This is a genomic window from Pyxidicoccus sp. M15 (genome assembly GCF_056858435.1).
Window position 1 is genome coordinate 9207035 of the sequence record NZ_CM166495.1, and the last position, 15333, is coordinate 9222367.

Annotated in this window: 14 protein-coding genes; 6 read left to right on the forward strand and 8 right to left on the reverse strand. The window is 70.0% G+C overall.

The window, feature by feature from the left end:
* Positions 1–2: 2 nt before the first annotated feature.
* From ACX9TP_RS33955 to ACX9TP_RS33975, 5 genes are all read right to left on the reverse strand, one after another.
* A complete protein-coding gene (locus ACX9TP_RS33955) occupies positions 3–995 on the reverse strand; it encodes a hypothetical protein (RefSeq protein WP_482974796.1) in 993 nt (330 codons plus the stop codon).
* Positions 996–1001: 6 nt separating this feature from the next.
* Entirely contained in the window at positions 1002–2414 is a 1413-nt protein-coding gene (locus ACX9TP_RS33960) for an MBOAT family O-acyltransferase (protein WP_482974797.1), read from the reverse strand.
* Positions 2415–2593: 179 nt separating this feature from the next.
* Positions 2594–3526, reverse strand: a complete 933-nt coding sequence (locus ACX9TP_RS33965) for a zinc metalloprotease (protein WP_482974798.1) — start codon at positions 3524–3526, stop codon at positions 2594–2596.
* Positions 3527–3753: 227 nt separating this feature from the next.
* Positions 3754–5160 (reverse strand): neprosin family prolyl endopeptidase, encoded by a 1407-nt coding sequence (locus tag ACX9TP_RS33970; RefSeq protein WP_482974799.1) that lies wholly within the window; start codon positions 5158–5160, stop codon positions 3754–3756.
* 138 nt (positions 5161–5298) lie between these two features.
* Positions 5299–5973 carry an SOS response-associated peptidase gene (locus ACX9TP_RS33975; protein WP_482974800.1) on the reverse strand — a complete coding sequence of 225 codons (675 nt, stop codon included), beginning with the start codon at positions 5971–5973 and terminating at the stop codon, positions 5299–5301.
* 97 nt (positions 5974–6070) lie between these two features.
* Between ACX9TP_RS33975 and ACX9TP_RS33980 the strand changes: the two genes are divergently transcribed.
* From ACX9TP_RS33980 to ACX9TP_RS33995, 4 genes are all read left to right on the forward strand, one after another.
* Positions 6071–6286 carry a hypothetical protein gene (locus tag ACX9TP_RS33980; RefSeq protein ID WP_482974801.1) on the forward strand — a complete coding sequence of 72 codons (216 nt, stop codon included), beginning with the start codon at positions 6071–6073 and terminating at the stop codon, positions 6284–6286.
* Between the two features lie 50 nt (positions 6287–6336).
* Entirely contained in the window at positions 6337–7002 is a 666-nt protein-coding gene (locus tag ACX9TP_RS33985) for a hypothetical protein (protein ID WP_482974802.1), read from the forward strand.
* Between the two features lie 138 nt (positions 7003–7140).
* Positions 7141–7980 carry a sulfotransferase domain-containing protein gene (locus tag ACX9TP_RS33990; protein WP_482974803.1) on the forward strand — a complete coding sequence of 280 codons (840 nt, stop codon included), beginning with the start codon at positions 7141–7143 and terminating at the stop codon, positions 7978–7980.
* Positions 7981–8052: 72 nt separating this feature from the next.
* On the forward strand, positions 8053–9459 hold the full coding sequence (locus tag ACX9TP_RS33995; protein ID WP_482974804.1) for an APC family permease: 1407 nt from the start codon (positions 8053–8055) through the stop codon (positions 9457–9459).
* Between the two features lie 141 nt (positions 9460–9600).
* Here the strand turns inward: ACX9TP_RS33995 and ACX9TP_RS34000 are convergent, their stop codons facing one another.
* Positions 9601–10161: a hypothetical protein gene (locus ACX9TP_RS34000; protein ID WP_482974805.1), complete on the reverse strand. Its 561-nt coding sequence runs from the start codon at positions 10159–10161 to the stop codon at positions 9601–9603.
* A 457-nt stretch (positions 10162–10618) separates the two neighbouring features.
* Between ACX9TP_RS34000 and ACX9TP_RS34005 the strand changes: the two genes are divergently transcribed.
* Positions 10619–12151: an MBL fold metallo-hydrolase gene (locus ACX9TP_RS34005; RefSeq protein ID WP_482974806.1), complete on the forward strand. Its 1533-nt coding sequence runs from the start codon at positions 10619–10621 to the stop codon at positions 12149–12151.
* Positions 12152–12160: 9 nt separating this feature from the next.
* On the opposite strand, the gene ACX9TP_RS34010 is transcribed toward ACX9TP_RS34005, so the two are convergent.
* Together ACX9TP_RS34010 and ACX9TP_RS34015 are read right to left on the reverse strand one after the other, a co-directional pair.
* Positions 12161–12973 carry a LytR/AlgR family response regulator transcription factor gene (locus ACX9TP_RS34010; protein WP_482974807.1) on the reverse strand — a complete coding sequence of 271 codons (813 nt, stop codon included), beginning with the start codon at positions 12971–12973 and terminating at the stop codon, positions 12161–12163.
* On the reverse strand, positions 12966–14036 hold the full coding sequence (locus tag ACX9TP_RS34015; protein WP_482974808.1) for a sensor histidine kinase: 1071 nt from the start codon (positions 14034–14036) through the stop codon (positions 12966–12968). Before ACX9TP_RS34015 ends, ACX9TP_RS34010 begins: the two co-directional genes overlap by 8 nt.
* A 214-nt stretch (positions 14037–14250) precedes the next feature.
* On the opposite strand from ACX9TP_RS34015, the gene ACX9TP_RS34020 reads away from it, so the two are divergent.
* Positions 14251–15288: a S1 family peptidase gene (locus ACX9TP_RS34020; protein ID WP_482974809.1), complete on the forward strand. Its 1038-nt coding sequence runs from the start codon at positions 14251–14253 to the stop codon at positions 15286–15288.
* Positions 15289–15333: the final 45 nt, after the last annotated feature.

Below are 15333 nucleotides of genomic sequence, written 5' to 3' on the forward strand. Positions count from 1 at the left end.
GTCTATCGCGGCCCGGTGCCGGCCGCGGCGGGGCCCTTCATCGCGGCCATCACCCGGTCGAAGCAGGCGGAGCGCGGGTGGTGGGCATCGAAGAAGTCCTCGGCCGGGCAGGCCTGGGCGAGCGGAAACACGGAGCGGCCGCAGGTACGCTCCACCCGGGCGGTCAGCTCCTCGTGGAGGGACTCCAGCGTGTAGCCCAGCTCGCGTGAGCGCAGGTGCGCGGCGGCCTCCGGGTTCCAGGGCACGGTGAGCAGCCACACCCGGGCCCCGGTGGGCGCCAGCGCGTCGAGCGCCGCGCAGAAGGCCCCCACCCTGCCGGGGTCCACGCCACACTCCAGCATCGCAATGCGCGGTGCGGACACGTAGCCAATCGCGGCGCGCGTGGCGTTGGCCACGGAGGTGTCCAGGTAGCTCTGTGGGTAGCGGAAGCGGCCGTCGGCGAGGTAGCCGTAGCGCTCGGTGTTGCTCTCCGCGACGGGCTTGCCGGGCAGGTCCCGGTTCCACACCCCCTGCACCGCCTGGCGCAGCACCGCCCCGGACAGGAGCTCTTCGGGGGTGTAGGCGCGCGGGGGCTGCTCGGCGAAGGCATCCTCCCCGGTGGGGGCGCAGCGCTCGCTGAAGGTCCACGGGGACAGCTCCACGTAGACGTCGCCCACCCGCGGCTTCTGGCGGAGCTCCCCCAGCAGCGCGAGGTAGTCCCCCACCTGGGCGTTGGTGACGGCGATGTTGAGCACCGGCGTGCCCTCGGGGAAGTGCGGCGTGCCCCAGGCCAGCACCCGGCTGGAGCCGAGGACGTACGTCGAGCCCTCCGGCGCGCGCGCGAGCATGCGGCGCTTGAGCAGCCGGTCGTTGATGTTGCGTGCCGGGTACATGAAGCCGGGCGGCAGCGGCCCCACGTCGGGGGTGCGGGACCGGCGGCCCAGCGGATCCACGCTCCAGATGAAGCCCGCGGACAGCAGCAGGACGGACGCGAAGGCGAGGAAGAAGGGGCGCATGGGGCGTCAGAACTGGAAGTAGAGGAAGCGCGAGCCGTTGCTGAACAACAGCACCGCCACGCCCGCGAGTGCCCCCAGCGCAGCCTGACGCGACGGGGACAGGTGGCCCAGCCCGGTGGCATGGCTCGCATTGCGGAGCCAGCCGACCACGTACAGCCCGAGCGCCACCAGCAACGCCAGGGCGAGGTGCTCCGGCCCCAGCCGCTCCAGCCCCGCACCATGCCCGCCCACCAGCGCCGACAGCCAGGCGCTGGCGTGGGTGAAGGAGGTGGCCCGGAAGAAGACCCAGCCCACGCAGACGAGCAGGAAGGTGAGCGCGCGCTGGACGGAGGGCGCCAGCCGCTCCCATGCGGCGCGGCCCTGGTGGAAGGCCACCAGCAGCAGGCCGTGGTACAGCCCCCACGCGGCGAACGTCCAGCTCGCTCCGTGCCAGAGCCCGCCCAGCACCATCGTCGCCACGAGGTTGAAGTGGCGGCGCGCCGGCGAGCACCGGTTGCCACCGAGGCTGATGTACAGGTAGTCGCGCAGCCACTGGCTGAGCGTGATGTGCCAGCGCCGCCAGAAGTCACTCGGGTCTCTGGCCTGGTAGGGACTGTCGAAGTTCTGCGGAAGCTCGATGCCGAAGAGCCGCCCCAGGCCGATGGCCATGTCCGTGTAGCCGCTGAAGTCGAAGTAGATCTGCAGCGAGAAGCCGAGCATCGCCAGCCACGCCTCCACGGCGCCCGCGTGGGAGACGTCCAGGAGCAGCGGATCGATGACGTGGGCGATGCGGTCCGCGACGAGCACCTTCTTGCAGAGGCCGATGGCGAACAGGAACAGGCCCTCGCGCCAGCGGGGGCGGAGGCCCTCCTCCGCCATCCGCTCCAGGCCGGGGATGAGCTGGTGGTGACGCGTCAGCGGCCCGGCGACCAGGTGCGGGAAGAAGGAGACGAAGCAGGTGAAGGTCCAGAAGTCGCGCTCCGCCTTGCAGTGGCCCCGGTAGACGTCCACCACGTAGGCCAGCGTCTGGAAGGTGTAGAAGGAGATGCCCGCGGGCAGCAGCACGTCGAACAGCTCACCCACCCAGGCGGGCGCCGGGCCGGCTCCAGCGAGTGCGAGGGCCTGGCCCGTGGTCCGCGCCAGCAGCCCGCCATACTTGAAGTACCCCAGCAGGCCCAGGCTGCTCGTCAGCGACACGATGAGCAGCACGCGACGCTGGCGGCTGCCCGGGGCCGCCGCTTCGATGCGCCGCGCCAGCTCGAAGTCCACCGCCGTGGTGAGCAGCATCGGCACGAGGAACCAGACGTGCCCGGCGAAGGCGTAGAAGACGTAGCTGGCCAGGGCCACCCAGCCCAGCAGCCACTTCCCGCGCAGCGCACGGGACAGCGCGAGCACGAGGGGCAGGAAGAGGAAGAGGAACTCGAGGGAGTTGAAGAGCATCGCGCGGGAGCGCCCCGAACCCGGACGGGGCCGGTGCAGAGCATACGGGATGCCGCGGCCATGAATGGCGCGAGCACGCCTGCTTGCCCTCCCTCGCGCGCCCCTGCCTGGCGCACCAAAGACAGACGCCACCGGGACTCGAGGAGTCCCGGTGGCGTCAGGTGCTGCCCGGCCTGCGACTACTGGTTGTAGCGGTACGCGCTGAACATCTGGTCCATGCGCGCGTCCTGGCCCGCCGTGAAGCGGTCCATGCAGGAGTCATCCGTGTAGTCCATGAAGTTGTTGATGGGGTCCACGCCCGTGCCGCTGCACGTGTCGCGGCCGGCGGGGCAGCCGTACGCGGCGCTGCGCTCGGCCGGCGTGTCGCTCACGGAGTCGCCCGTCTTGGCGCAGCCGCCCTGGAACGTGTGGTACAGGCCCATCCAGTGGCCAACCTCGTGCGTGCCCGTGTCGCCCAGGTTGTAGGGCGCCGCCGAGCCGCCCGGCACCGACGAGTACAGCATCACCACGCCGTCATCCTTCGGCGCGCCGGCGTACCAGTTGGGGAAGGTCGCCCAGCCCAGCAGGCCGCCGCCCGGGTTGCAGGTGTAGATGTTCAGGTCGTCCGCCGTGCCCTGGCGGAGCGCCGTCTTCATCGCCGTCTCCACGGAGACGCTGTCGCAGGTGTTGAACCAGGTGGCGTTGGTGGTGCGCGTCGTCGTCACCAGGTTGAACGTCCAGCCCCAGGCGCCGTACGCGTTGTTGAGCACCGTCATCTGGTCGTTGATCATCTGCGCCGTCAGGTCACCGTTGCTGACGCCGGTGCCCTTGTTGATGACGTGCCAGTAGACGTTGATGACGCCACCCGTCACCGCGGCGCCGCCGCCGCTGCCACCCGGCTTCTTCTCCGCGGCCCCGGAGAACTTCGCCAGGTGCTGCTTGACCTGCTGCTCCTCCGCGTCCGACAGCGGCCGCGTGCCGCAGCGGGAGCCGTCGACACTGGCGCGGTGAGACAGGCCCTGCTGCCCGGAAGACTCCGCTCCCTCGGGTGCCGGTGTCGGCTCCTCCTTGGAAACACAAGCCGTCGCGAGGAAACACGCACTCAGCACACCGAATCGGGAGAGACCCTTCATTGATACGCCTCCAAGGCGGGAAAGACGGAGCGCCGACCACGGCCCACCGCTGAAGGAGATTATCGGTTATTGGCACTCCGATGTTTCTACCCGGAAGTCTTTTTTCTCAAATCACTGAACACTTCTCCGTGATTCCGGGTCTTGTGCACCGCGAGTCCGGGCCGGGCGGGTGACGCGGGTGGGCGTGCGAAACACCCACCCACCCGCGTCTCACCGCGAGGGTGCGGCTACATGCAGTTGGCGTTGTAGCCGGTGCCGCCGAAGAAGAAGTACCGGCCCCAGTTCCCCGGGTCATTGCCCAGCGAGATGTCGTAGCAGTAGGCGTCGTCGCGGTACGCGGCGAGCCCGGACGGGTCCGAGTAGACGTTGCTCGTGTTCACGTAGAGCAGGTTCTTCTGGTAGGCCGCATACCCGAACCACGAGGCGGGATAGGCGCCGCTGCCCATGTCCGTGCCCGTGTGCCGGCCGCCGGGCCGGTTGTCGATGATTTCGCCACCGAAGTCGATGGACCAGGCGTTGTTCGCCAGGCCGTTGGTGTCGAAGCGGGTGCGCGGGTAGTAGCCCACCCAGATGTCACCGAACTTCAGCCACCAGTTGCCCGCGGTGCCGTCCTTGAACCACATCAGCTTGAACTCGTACTGCGCGCCGCCGGAGGTGCTGTAGTTGTTGAAGGCCCCACCGATGGAAACGGTGTTGTTCACCTGGACGAACGCGCCGCAGCTCAGGTTGTAGCAGCCGCCGCTGCCGTAGTTGTCCGGCGTGAAGTAGATGAACAGGCGCGAGTTGAAGTCGCCGTACAGGTCCCGGTACTTCTGCCAGCCGGCCTCCACCGTCTCCAGCGAGGCGCCCGAGCCGCGGACGACCCACATCTGCGACAGGCTGAACTCGCTGTTCAGCTCGGTGTACGGGTTCCAGATGTTGAAGACGCTCTCGGCGCCCATGTTGTCCACCCACTGGTGCGCGTGGGCGTACTGGTGCTGCGCGGTGGGGCCGTTGCGCGGCGGCTCGATGCCCCCGGAGCCCCCCGGCCTGCCGGCGTCCTCGGGGAGCCGGCCCTCGAGGTGGTTGGGCACCTTGCGGCGGAACTCGTCCAGCGTCTCGAAGCGCTTGAGCGTCTCCAGCTTGAGCTTGACGATGGGCACGGTGCCCTCGGGGCAGCGGCGCATGTTGCCCGCCGCGTCCACGTCACCGGGGCCGGAGAGGCCCGCCTCGAGCTCCGCGGGCCGCGTGTCGCGCCCGGGCGACGCCGGGTCCGCGGCGATGGCCGTCGGGTCCGGCGACGGCAGGGTGCTCGGCGCCAGCTGGATGCGGTGGTTCTCCATGCCCGGCTGCCGCAGCGCGGGCTGCAGGTGCAGCGGGACGCAGTCGATGTCGTCACCCCCGCGGCTGCGGAAGTGGTGCACCACGTCCTTCGCGTCGTAGAGCGACGCGAGGTGCTTCTCCATCCGCGCCAGCTCCTTGCCGTCGCGCACGCGCTCCACCAGCCCGAAGCTCGTGGAGGAGGACTCCGGAACGGTCGCGGCCTCCGCCTCCTCCCCGGCGCAGCCCGCGAGGCCCAGCCCCACCACCGAGATGAATCCGAGCCGCACCAGCCAGCGCTGCTCGGGACGACGGGTCTGCTTCGCCTTCTTCATGGAATGACCCCTGTACAGACAACGGGTTAAACCTGCCATCGACGCGATATCTGAATATCGCGCCAAAGCCGGCTTAGCCTGAAGGTCTGACAAGGACTTCCGGGAGCGTTCAGGAGGCGACAGCGCCCGGGGTGCGACTCAGGCGGCGACGCGCGCCACGCAGGCGGGGGTGTCGTTGGCGGGGGAGTTCACCACGCGGTCCACCTCGTACACGTCCAGCGAGTCTTCGGAGAAGGGCACCAGCAGGGGCAGCAGCACGGCGGCGTCCTGCGGCTCCGGGCGCAGCCACACCTCCTGGGACTGGGGCGAGAGGATGACGGGCATCCGGTCGTGGATGGGGGCCATCAGCGCGTTGGGGCCGGTGGTGATGATGGTGCAGGTGTTGAGCACCTCGCCGGTGTCGGGCGCCGTCCACTCCTCCCACAGGCCGGCCAGGGCCAGGGGCTTGCCGTCCTTGCGGTGGAAGTGGAACGGCGTCTTCGGCTTCGTGGACTGCTTCCACTCGTACCAGCCGTCCACCAGCACCAGGCAGCGGCGCTTCTTGAGGGCCGAGCGGAAGCTGGGCTTCTCCGCCACCGTCTCGCCGCGGGCGTTGATGAGCTTGCTGCCGATGCTGGGGTCCTTCGCCCACGAGGGGATGAGGCCCCAGCGGAAGGTGTCCAGCATGCGCGCGCCATCATTGGGCACCACCGGCATCAGCTGGGTGGGGCACAGGTTGTAGCGCGGCCTATCCACCGAGGCGCGGATGCCGGCGAGGCCCAGCTCGGCCACGAGCTGGTCGGGAGAGGTCCTGACGGTGACACGTCCACACATGGCGGGGGATTATCGCCCCGTCCGGCGCCGCGCCCAAGCAAGTCGCCGTGGGAGTGCCAGGAAGCAGGCGGACGGCCGTCGCGGTAGGCTGGCGGGCATGAGCAACGACAGCGGTTCGAACTTTGGGAAGCCTTCGGAGCCGAAGAAGAACCCGAAGGTGTTCGGCGTGCCGGTGAAGATAGACCCGTACGCGTCCGTGCGGCCGGACCACCCCACCGGGGAGTACGGAATGCCCGACAAGAAGAAGAAGCGGGACGACGCGCCGTTCGACCCGTTCGCCGTCGTCATCGAGTCACCGAAGGGCGGGGGCTGAGCCCCGAAGCCGGTGCCTCCCGCGCGCGCCCTGGTCTACAACGGCGCGCCATGAACCGGTCCGCGCTGCTGTCCGCCTGTCTCGCCGCTTCCGTCCTCGCCTGCTCCGAGCGCCCGTCGGGCGCCACCGTGGATGCCGGGGCGCCGCCCGTACAGGCCGCTCCCGAGGTGCCCGATGCCGGGGCCCCGGAGCCCGAAGCCGTCGATGCGGGAGTGTGGGACGCGGGAGCCCTGGCCGGAGCGCCGGACGCGGGAGCCGGAGCGTGCTCGGCGGCCACGCTGAGCGCGGCGACGCGGATTCCGATTCCCCCTCCGCCGCCCCTCGTGGAGGGCATGCGCCGCCGCATCATCGCCGCCGCCGTGGCGTGCGACTACGCGGCGCTCGCGAAGCTGGCCGACGAGAACGGCAAGGGGCTGCGCTTCAGCTTCGGTGACGGCAAGGACCCGGCGGCGTCCTGGCGCAAGGCGGAGCAGGAGGGAGAGCCCGTGCTGGCGAGGATGGTCCAGGTCCTCAACCTCTCCCCCGCGAAGCAGGGCGACCTCTACTACTGGCCCGCCGTGCACGTCACCGGCGCGGAGAAGGACTGGAAGGCCGTGGTGGGCGTCTACCCGGAGAAGCAGCTCCAGGCCATGAAGGAGGGCGGGACGGGCTACCTCGGCCTGCGCGTGGGCATCAGCGCCAGGGGAGACTGGCAGCTCGCGGTGTCAGGGGACTGAGCTCCCGCCTCAAGGGGAGTCGCCTTCAGGCAGACATGTCTGCCTTTCGAGTCCCAGGCCCGGATATATTCCGCGTCGCCCCTCTTCCGAGAGGATTTGCCCGAGGTCCAGTCCATGCGGTGGCCGACGAAGCTCTTCTTGAACGTACTCACCCCGCCGTTGAGGCTCCTCGGAAATATCCACAACCGGGGCCAGCGGTGGCGGGAGCTGCTCCGCTACCGGCTGGAGTTCCGACCCCGGCCCGACGACATCTTCATCGCCACCTATCCGAAGTCCGGCACCACGTGGATGCAGATGCTGCTGGTGCAGCTGCACAGCGGCGGGCTCGCGGAGTTCGACCACATCACCCAGAAGTCGCCCTACCTCGAGGCGGCCATCCGCCAGGAGCGCTTCGACTACCTGGAGAAGCTGCCGTCACCTCGGATGTTCAAGACGCACATGGAATACGAGATGCTGCGGCCAGCGAAGGACTCGCGCATCATCTTCATCACCCGCGACGCCCAGGACACCTTCACCTCCTGCTACCACCACCTGGAGATGGCGCAGCGGTTCCGCTCGCCGTTCGACCGGTTCATCGGCGGCATGGTGCGCGGGCAAAGCCTCTTCGGTAGCTGGTACGATTACATGCGCTCGTGGATGCCCCACCGGCATGACGCCAACGTCCTGTGGGTGCGCTACGAGGACATGCGGCAGGACCTGGAAGGGCAGGCGAGGCGCGTTGCCGCCTTCCTGGGCATTCCCGTGCCGGAGGAGCGCCTGGCGAGCATCCTGGAGAAGTGCAGCTTCGCGTACATGCGGCAGCATGACCCGAAGTTCGACTTCCGCCTGATGATGCACGAGGAGTCTCCGGGCACCTTCATCCGCCAGGGCGGTACGGGAAGCCGTCCCACGTTCCGTGAGGAGCACGTCGCCGAGCTGGAACGGAACCTGCTGAAGCTCCGGGGTGACCTCGGCCTGAGCGAGACGGAGCGCTTCTAGCGCTCCGAGCGGAGCCACGGTGCGTGGACGCCAGGGCACCCGGGCGCCGCCGGCGGACTATGCTCGCCGGCCATGAGCCCCTCCCCTCCTCCTCCAGGTGAAGCCGGAGCCCCGTCCGCCGCGCCGCATGACGGGTATGCGCGTCGCGTCGGGCTCTTCTCGGGCGTGATGCTCGTCATCGGCGGCATCATCGGCTCGGGCATCTTCCTCAACCCCGCCATCGTCGCGCAGCGCGTGCACACGCCGGGGCTCACCCTGGGCGCGTGGCTGCTCGGCGGCGGGGTGGCGCTCATCGGGGCCTTCATCTACGGGGAGCTGGGACAGCGCATCCCGAAGGCGGGCGGCAGCTACGTCTACCTGCGCGACGCCTTCGGCCCGCTGCCGGCGTTCCTCAATGCCTGGGGGATGATGCTGATGATTGCCACCGGGGCCATTGCCGCGGTGGCGGTGACCTTCGCCAACTACACCCTCGCGCTGACCGGCCTGGGGCCCGACTTCCGCTTCCCGCTCGCCGTCGGCGCCATCGTCCTGCTCTCCGGGGTGAACTACTTCGGCGTGCGCCCGGGGGCCCTCACGCAGAATGTCTTCACCGTCCTCAAGCTGCTCGCGCTCGCCGTGCTCATCGGCGCCGGGCTGCTGTTCGCCGGCCCCTCGCCCGCGGTGGAGTCCACCGTCGCGCCGCAGGCGCCCGACTCCATCGTGCTCGCCCTGGGCGCGGCACTGGTCCCGGTGCTCTTCAGCTATGGCGGGTGGCAGCAGACGAACTTCGTCGCCGAGGAGATGGTGAACCCCGAGCGCAACCTGCCGCGCGCCCTCCTGCTCGGCGTCATCGGCGTGGTGACGGTGTACCTGCTCGCGAACCTCACCTACCTGCGCACGCTCGGCGCGGGCGGGCTCGCGGCGAGCAGCGCCCCGGCGGCGGACGCCCTCGGCCAGCTGCTCGGCCCCGCGGGGCGTACGTTCATCACCGCGGGCGTGGCGCTCTCCACCTTCGGGTTCCTCAACCTCGTCATCCTCGTGTCGCCCCGCGTCTACCAGGCCATGGCCGCGGATGGCCTGTTCTTCCCGCAGCTGGCCCGCCTTCACCCGCGCTACCGCACGCCCTCCACGGCCATCCTCTTCCAGGCGGTGTGGGCCATCCTCCTCACGGGCACGGGGACGTACGGCGAGCTGCTCGACTACGTCGTCTTCGCCGACTGGCTCGTCTTCGGGGCCACGGCCGCCACGCTCTTCGTCTACCGCGCCCGCGAGTACCTGGGACGCATCCCCTACGTCGTGTACCGCGTGCCCGGCTTCCCCGTCACCCCGCTCCTCTTCATCGCGGCCGCGCTGTACGTCGTGGTGGGCTCCGCGGCCTCCAACCCGCTCAACGCCCTCAAGGGCACGCTGCTGCTCGGCGCGGGCGTGCCCGTCTTCCTGTACTGGCGTCGGCGCACGGCCGGCCGGGCAATGGCCCCGGAGGCCGTGGGAGAGCCGTAGTCTCCACCTTCGACAGCATGGCGGGGAGCAGCGAGAAGGGCCCGCTGCCATCCAGCACCCGCGTGCTCTCGCCGTTGCCGCCAATGGAGACAGTGACCACCAGCGGCCTCACGAAAGGCCGCTGGCGGTGTGTGGCCCTGCTTACTGGAAGTTGGTGACGATCTGCGTCTGGCACGTGACCGGGTCGATGAAGGACCGGGCCGCGTCGAGGGTGCAGACGGCGCCGCCGTAGGTGCCGAAGAAGACCGTCGCGGCGCAGCTGCCAGCGACGTCACTGACCTCCACCCGCCAGACGCACGTCGGGCCAGCGGCCGGATTCGCCGGGTTGGCCGTCCAGTAGTACTGCTGGGCGATCAGCGGGGTGGGGGCGGGGGCGCTGACCTGGAACCCACAGAGGGAGCCCGGCGGGCACGGGTAGGGAGTGAACACGCCGTTGAACGTACCCGTCACCGTCTGGAGGCCCAGGGAGAGGGTGGAGAGGGACTGGTTCTGGACGAAGAGGTTCTCCAGAGCGGGGCCGATGGACTGCCCGGCAGATTCCCGCAGCACGGGAACCTGGACACCCTCCTCGCGGAGGCTGACGTACTCGTTACGCTCGGAGAGGAGGTCGGGGAACCCGTACTCGACCTGTCCGGCGAGCGCGATCGACGGCATGAGGGACAGCAGCGAGACAGCCAGGAAACGCTTCACGTTCCTCGTCATGGACTTCTCCTGAGTTGATTGTTCGGGGTTGGCCGAAGCCAATGCCTTACTAACATCGCCTTTATTTCAATTGCAAACGCGAACAGGCAATTCATGGAGTTCCAGCGTTCATGAATGATTCTGGCCCGGACGTGTTGCCCATTCGTTTGAATGCCAGTCTAAGGGGTTCCCACCGAGTGTCAGACTAAGGGGTTTCCACGGGCCCGCCAAAGACACACACCGCTCCACCCCGAAGAGGAGTGAGGCAGGTCTTGTCAAACCCAGACACATCCATTTGGGGAAATGTTCCATGGCAAGGAACGTGATGCGTTTCCAGGCGGGCCCGCTGCCTCCGAGACCGGGCCCACGGGCCACGCGCGTCTCCATTCGCCGCGCCGGACCTACCGTTCGCCGCGCCCCGCCCGCCATTCGCAGCATGAGGCGGAAGCGGGCCTTCGCGCCGCGCCATCCTGGCGTCATGCGAAGACTCGCCCTGTTTCCCCTCCTCTGCCTGCTGCTCGCCCCTCCCGCCTCCGCCGCCGACGACGCCCGCGCCCGCGTCCGTGCTTCCGCCGAGGCCATGGGCGGAGAGGCCCGGCTCCGGGCCCTCACCAGCCTGCGCATCCAGGGCATCGGCCACTGGAACCTGCTGGAGCAGTCCGAGCGCCCCTCCGCGCCCTGGCTCGTCATGTACGAGCAGGTCGACGAGCTGCGTGCTCCCTCCCGCCAGCGCCTGCGCCAGAAGACCGAGAGCCGGGGCGCGGCGGGGCTCGGCACCTGGCAGTCCCTGACGGTGCTCATGGAGGGCGACGTCGTCGCCATGGAGCGCGACGGGCAGGTGCGCCCCACCAGCGGCGCCCAGCTCCAGGACATGCGGGAGCGGCTCGACTTCGCACCCGAGCGGGTGCTGCTCACCGCCCTGGACGCCGCCGACCTGCGCTCCGCGCCGGACACGGTGCTGCAGGACGTGCCGCACCACGTGGTGACGTTCCACCACGGGCGCGCGGCGGTGCGCCTCTTCCTCAATGCGAAGACGGGCCTGCCGACGCTGGTGGAGACCGAGGACGCGCATCCGGCCGACATGTTCTGGAGCGTCTGGGGCGACGTGCGCACCCGGCTGTTCTTCCAGTCCTGGTCGCTGGAGGCCGGAGGGCTGCGCTACCCGCGCCACTGGGAGTGGCAGCGCAATGACACCAGCTACCACGCCTTCACCGTGACGGCGGTGGAGGTGGACGCGAAGCTGTCCGACGCGGACTTCGCCCTCCCCGACGACGTGCGGAAGGCCTTCGCGGCCCGCCGCGACATGACGGTGGATGACACCCCGCTGGGCCATCCGGGCCGTCCCGCCGTCGAGCTGGCGCCGGGCGTGGTGCACCTGCCCGGCCGCTGGGACGTGGCCCTGGTGAAGCAGGAGGACGGGCTGGTGGTGCTCGAGGCGCCCATCGCCTCCGGCTACTCGGCGCGCGTGCTGGAGGAGGCCGCGAGGCGCTTCCCCGGCGTGAAGGTGAAGGCGGTGGTGTCCACCAGCGACGCGTGGCCCCACGTGGGCGGCCTGCGTGAGTACGCCGCCCGCGGAATCCCCGCCCACGTGCTGGACCTCAACCGACCGCTGGTGGAGCGGCTGCTGAAGGCGCCCCGGACACGGGTGCCGGATGCGCTGGCGAAGGCGCCCCGCGCGGCGAAGCTGCAGACCGTGGGCCGCCGCACGGTGCTGGGCTCCGGGGCAAACCGGCTGGAGCTGATTCCGGTGCGCTCGGAGACGGGCGAGCGGATGCTCTTCGTGTGGCTGCCGGAGCACCGCCTCCTCTACACCAGCGACCTGGTGCAGCCGGGCCAGGGCGGCGGATTCTTCAACCCGCAGCAGCTTTCGGAGACGGTGGACGTCGCGGCTCGCGAGAAGCTCGACGTGGCGCGCGCCTTCGGCATGCACCTGGGCACGACGGAGTGGAAGGCCCTCACCGACGCGGTGGCGAAGGCCCGCGCTCCGGCGACGGCCTCGACGGCGCCCTGAGCTCAGGTGCTATCGGGCCCGGCCCAGCCGGCGCTCCAGGTGCTCGCGGCGGTTGCGGCTCACCCGCAGCCGCTGCCCCGTGTGCAGCACCACCAGCAGCTCCGTGGGCGAGGCGTGGTGCAGCTCGCGGATGCGCTCCACGTTGACGATGGCCGAGCGGTGGATGCGCACGAAGCGCTCCGCGTCGAGTCGCGCCTCCAGCGCCGCCAGGCTCTCGCGCAGGACGTGCTCCTGGCTGCCCACGTGCAGCGTGACGCAGTAGTCGTCGGCCTCCACCCAGTCGATGTCCGCGACGGAGACCAGCACGGAGCGGGTGCCCACCTTCACCAGCAGCCGGCCCGCGGACTCGGCCGGGCGCTCGGCCCTGGCTTCCGACGGTGGCGCGGGGACTGGAGGCGCGGGCGTGTCCGCGAGCAGGCCCGCGAGCCGGCGGCCCAGCTCCACCGCCTCGCCCTGGCGCAGCCGCTGCCGGGCGCGGAGCAGGGCCTCGTCGAAGCGCTCGTCCGCGAAGGGCTTCACCAGGTAGTCCACCGCGTGCACGTCGAAGGCGCGCACGGCGAAGGCGTCATGGGCGGTGATGAAGATGACCGCGGGCATCTGCCCCACGCCCACCTCGCGGATGACGCCGAAGCCGTCCAGCTCCGGCATCTGCACGTCGAGCAACACCAGGTGCGGCCGCAGCTCGCGGATGGCCGTCACCGCCTCGCGACCGTCGCGGCCCTCCCCGCAGACCACCGCCTCCGGGTGCCGGGCCAGCGCGTGACGCAGCCCCCGGCGGGCCAGGGGCTCGTCGTCCACCAGCAGGACGCGCAGCTCAGCCATGGGCGCGCTTCTCCGCGGACTCGGCGCTGTCCTGCCGCAGCGGCAGCACGACGGTGGCCACGGTGCCGGTGCCTCCGGGCACGCTGGCCACGCTGACGCGCCCCGCGCTTCCGTAGAGCTGGGCCAGCCGGGCGCGCGTGTTGGACAGGCCGATGCCCGGGCTGCGCTCCAGGTCGAAGCCCGCCGGCAGCCCCGGCCCGTCATCCATCACCGCCAGCTCCAGCGCGTTCCCCTCACGCCTCGCGCGGATGCGCAGCGCCCCCGCCGCCGAGCGCATGGACACCCCGTGGCGGATGGCGTTCTCCACCAGCGGCTGGAGCACCAGGTTCGGCACGCGCGCGTCCAGCACTCCCGCGTCCACGTCCCAGTCCACGCGCAGCCGGTCCTGGAAGCGAAGCTGCTGAATCTCCAGGTAGCGCGCCAGCACGGCCACCTCGTCGCGCAGGGGCACCTCCTGCGTGGCCCCCTGCTGGAGCAACCGGCGGAGGATGTCGCTGAGCAGCACCAGCATGCGGGCCGCCGTGTCCGTCTCCTGCTCGCGCACCAGCACGACGATGGCGTTGAGGGTGTTGAAGAGGAAGTGCGGGTGGAGCTGCGTCTGCAGGGCCTGCAGGCGGGCCTCGGAGAGCTGCACGGAGAGCGCCGCGGCCTGCCGCTCGTTCTCCCGGGCGCGCCGCTGCGAGTCCACCGCGTAAGCCACGCCGACCACCGCCGCGTACGTCGTGGCCATCATCGGCATCCAGCCCAGCCAGTAGCGCAGCACCAGCAGGGGCAGCGGCGGCAGGTTGGGCATGGCGGGCATGAACGCCACGTGGCACAGCGTGTACACCCACGCGAAGACACCGCCGACGCAGAGGCACGCGGCCAGGTGCCCGGCGACGGCGCGGGCCTTCAGCGGGAGCCCCAGCCGCAGGCGGCGCGACAGGTGGACGAGCGCGGGCGTGGCGGGCAGCCACACGTACCAGGCCGGAAGCTGCGAGGCGAAGGCCCGCCACAGCGGCAGCGGCTGCGTCCCGAGGCGGCTGAAGAAGTACGTCTCCACCGCGGCGAGCGTCGCCGGCACGGTCCACACCGCCGCCAGCCACGACCACCGTCGCCACGCACGGGGCGCTGCGTTCTCCATGGGGGGCAAGATGCCCGGGAGTCTACCCCGCTGCCATTCCAAAAGACGTACGCGACATCCGGCGAGTCATTTCGTTCCAGCAATAGAGGCACCCGCCAGACCTTCTTCCTGGCGTGGCCCCATCGCCGATGGCGATGCCCGGAGGAACACACCCATGTCGAAGGTTGGAATCTCTCTGTCCAGGTTCGGAGTGTTGCTTGCGTTCGCGCTCGCGGGATGTGAAGCCGCGGAGCAGGAGCCGCAGGTGCCCGGCGATGAAGCCGCGCTCGAGTCCAGCTCGTCGGAAATCATCAATGGAACGGTCGACAACGGCCACCCCTCGGTGGGCCTCGTCCACCCGTCCGGCTGTACGGGCACGCTCATCGGCCGTCGCACGGTGATTACCGCCGCGCACTGCGTGGACTACCAGGGCCAGTACGGCTCTTTCTGTAGCAACGGTTACTGCCTCTCGGGCACGTACACGAAGCATCCCAACTACGACAGCGGCAACTACCACAATGACATCGCAGTGCTGAAGCTGAGCGGGGACTTCCAGGCGATGAGTGGCATCGTCCCCACCCGCATCGCCAACACCACCCCGAGCAACAACTCGACGGTCAACATCGTCGGCTTTGGCTGCACCGTCTGGGATTCCAGCACCGGCTACGGCATCAAGCGGCAGGGCTGGAACGTCATCCACGACGTCGACCCGCTCACCATCCAGTGGGACAACAGCAGCGCGCGGCTGTGCCAGGGCGACTCCGGTGGGCCGGCGTTCCGCGGGGGTGACTGCCAGATTGGCGTGCACAGCCACCGCCAGGGCTGGACGGGTGGGAGTGACGATGTCGCCACGCGCGTCGACGCCACCGCGGGCTGGGTGCGCAGCCACGCCGTGGACTCCTCCATCCTGAACTGCGGCCAGACGGTCTGCGGGGACGGGACGTGCCACCCCGGTGAGAACAACCTGAGCTGCGCCAGCGATTGCCAGCCGGTCTGCGGCAACTGGATCTGCGAGACCAACGAGTCCTCCACGTGCTCCTTCGACTGTCCGGTCTGCGGCGACGGCACCTGCTCGGACCTGGAGTCCGGCATGTGCGAGGCGGACTGCGGCTCTTGCGGCAACGGGTGGTGCGACCCCGGGGAGGAGTACTCCTGCGGCATCGACTGCGGCATGTCGTGCGACTTCCCGCCCTGCCCCATCCAGACCTTCTGAGAAGGTCTCCTGGCCGGGGGCCGCGCATGCCGCGGCCTCCGGCCC

Bases quoted from the DNA above. Each gene is read 5' to 3' on its own strand.
- ACX9TP_RS33955 (WP_482974796.1), bottom strand. From the start codon at position 995: ATGCGCCCCTTCTTCCTCGCCTTCGCGTCCGTCCTGCTGCTGTCCGCG.
- ACX9TP_RS33960 (WP_482974797.1), bottom strand. From the start codon at position 2,414: ATGCTCTTCAACTCCCTCGAGTTCCTCTTCCTCTTCCTGCCCCTCGTG.
- ACX9TP_RS33965 (WP_482974798.1), bottom strand. From the start codon at position 3,526: ATGAAGGGTCTCTCCCGATTCGGTGTGCTGAGTGCGTGTTTCCTCGCG.
- ACX9TP_RS33970 (WP_482974799.1), bottom strand. From the start codon at position 5,160: ATGAAGAAGGCGAAGCAGACCCGTCGTCCCGAGCAGCGCTGGCTGGTG.
- ACX9TP_RS33975 (WP_482974800.1), bottom strand. From the start codon at position 5,973: ATGTGTGGACGTGTCACCGTCAGGACCTCTCCCGACCAGCTCGTGGCC.
- ACX9TP_RS33980 (WP_482974801.1), top strand. From the start codon at position 6,071: ATGAGCAACGACAGCGGTTCGAACTTTGGGAAGCCTTCGGAGCCGAAG.
- ACX9TP_RS33985 (WP_482974802.1), top strand. From the start codon at position 6,337: ATGAACCGGTCCGCGCTGCTGTCCGCCTGTCTCGCCGCTTCCGTCCTC.
- ACX9TP_RS33995 (WP_482974804.1), top strand. From the start codon at position 8,053: ATGAGCCCCTCCCCTCCTCCTCCAGGTGAAGCCGGAGCCCCGTCCGCC.
- ACX9TP_RS34000 (WP_482974805.1), bottom strand. From the start codon at position 10,161: ATGACGAGGAACGTGAAGCGTTTCCTGGCTGTCTCGCTGCTGTCCCTC.
- ACX9TP_RS34005 (WP_482974806.1), top strand. From the start codon at position 10,619: ATGCGAAGACTCGCCCTGTTTCCCCTCCTCTGCCTGCTGCTCGCCCCT.
- ACX9TP_RS34010 (WP_482974807.1), bottom strand. From the start codon at position 12,973: ATGGCTGAGCTGCGCGTCCTGCTGGTGGACGACGAGCCCCTGGCCCGC.
- ACX9TP_RS34020 (WP_482974809.1), top strand. From the start codon at position 14,251: ATGTCGAAGGTTGGAATCTCTCTGTCCAGGTTCGGAGTGTTGCTTGCG.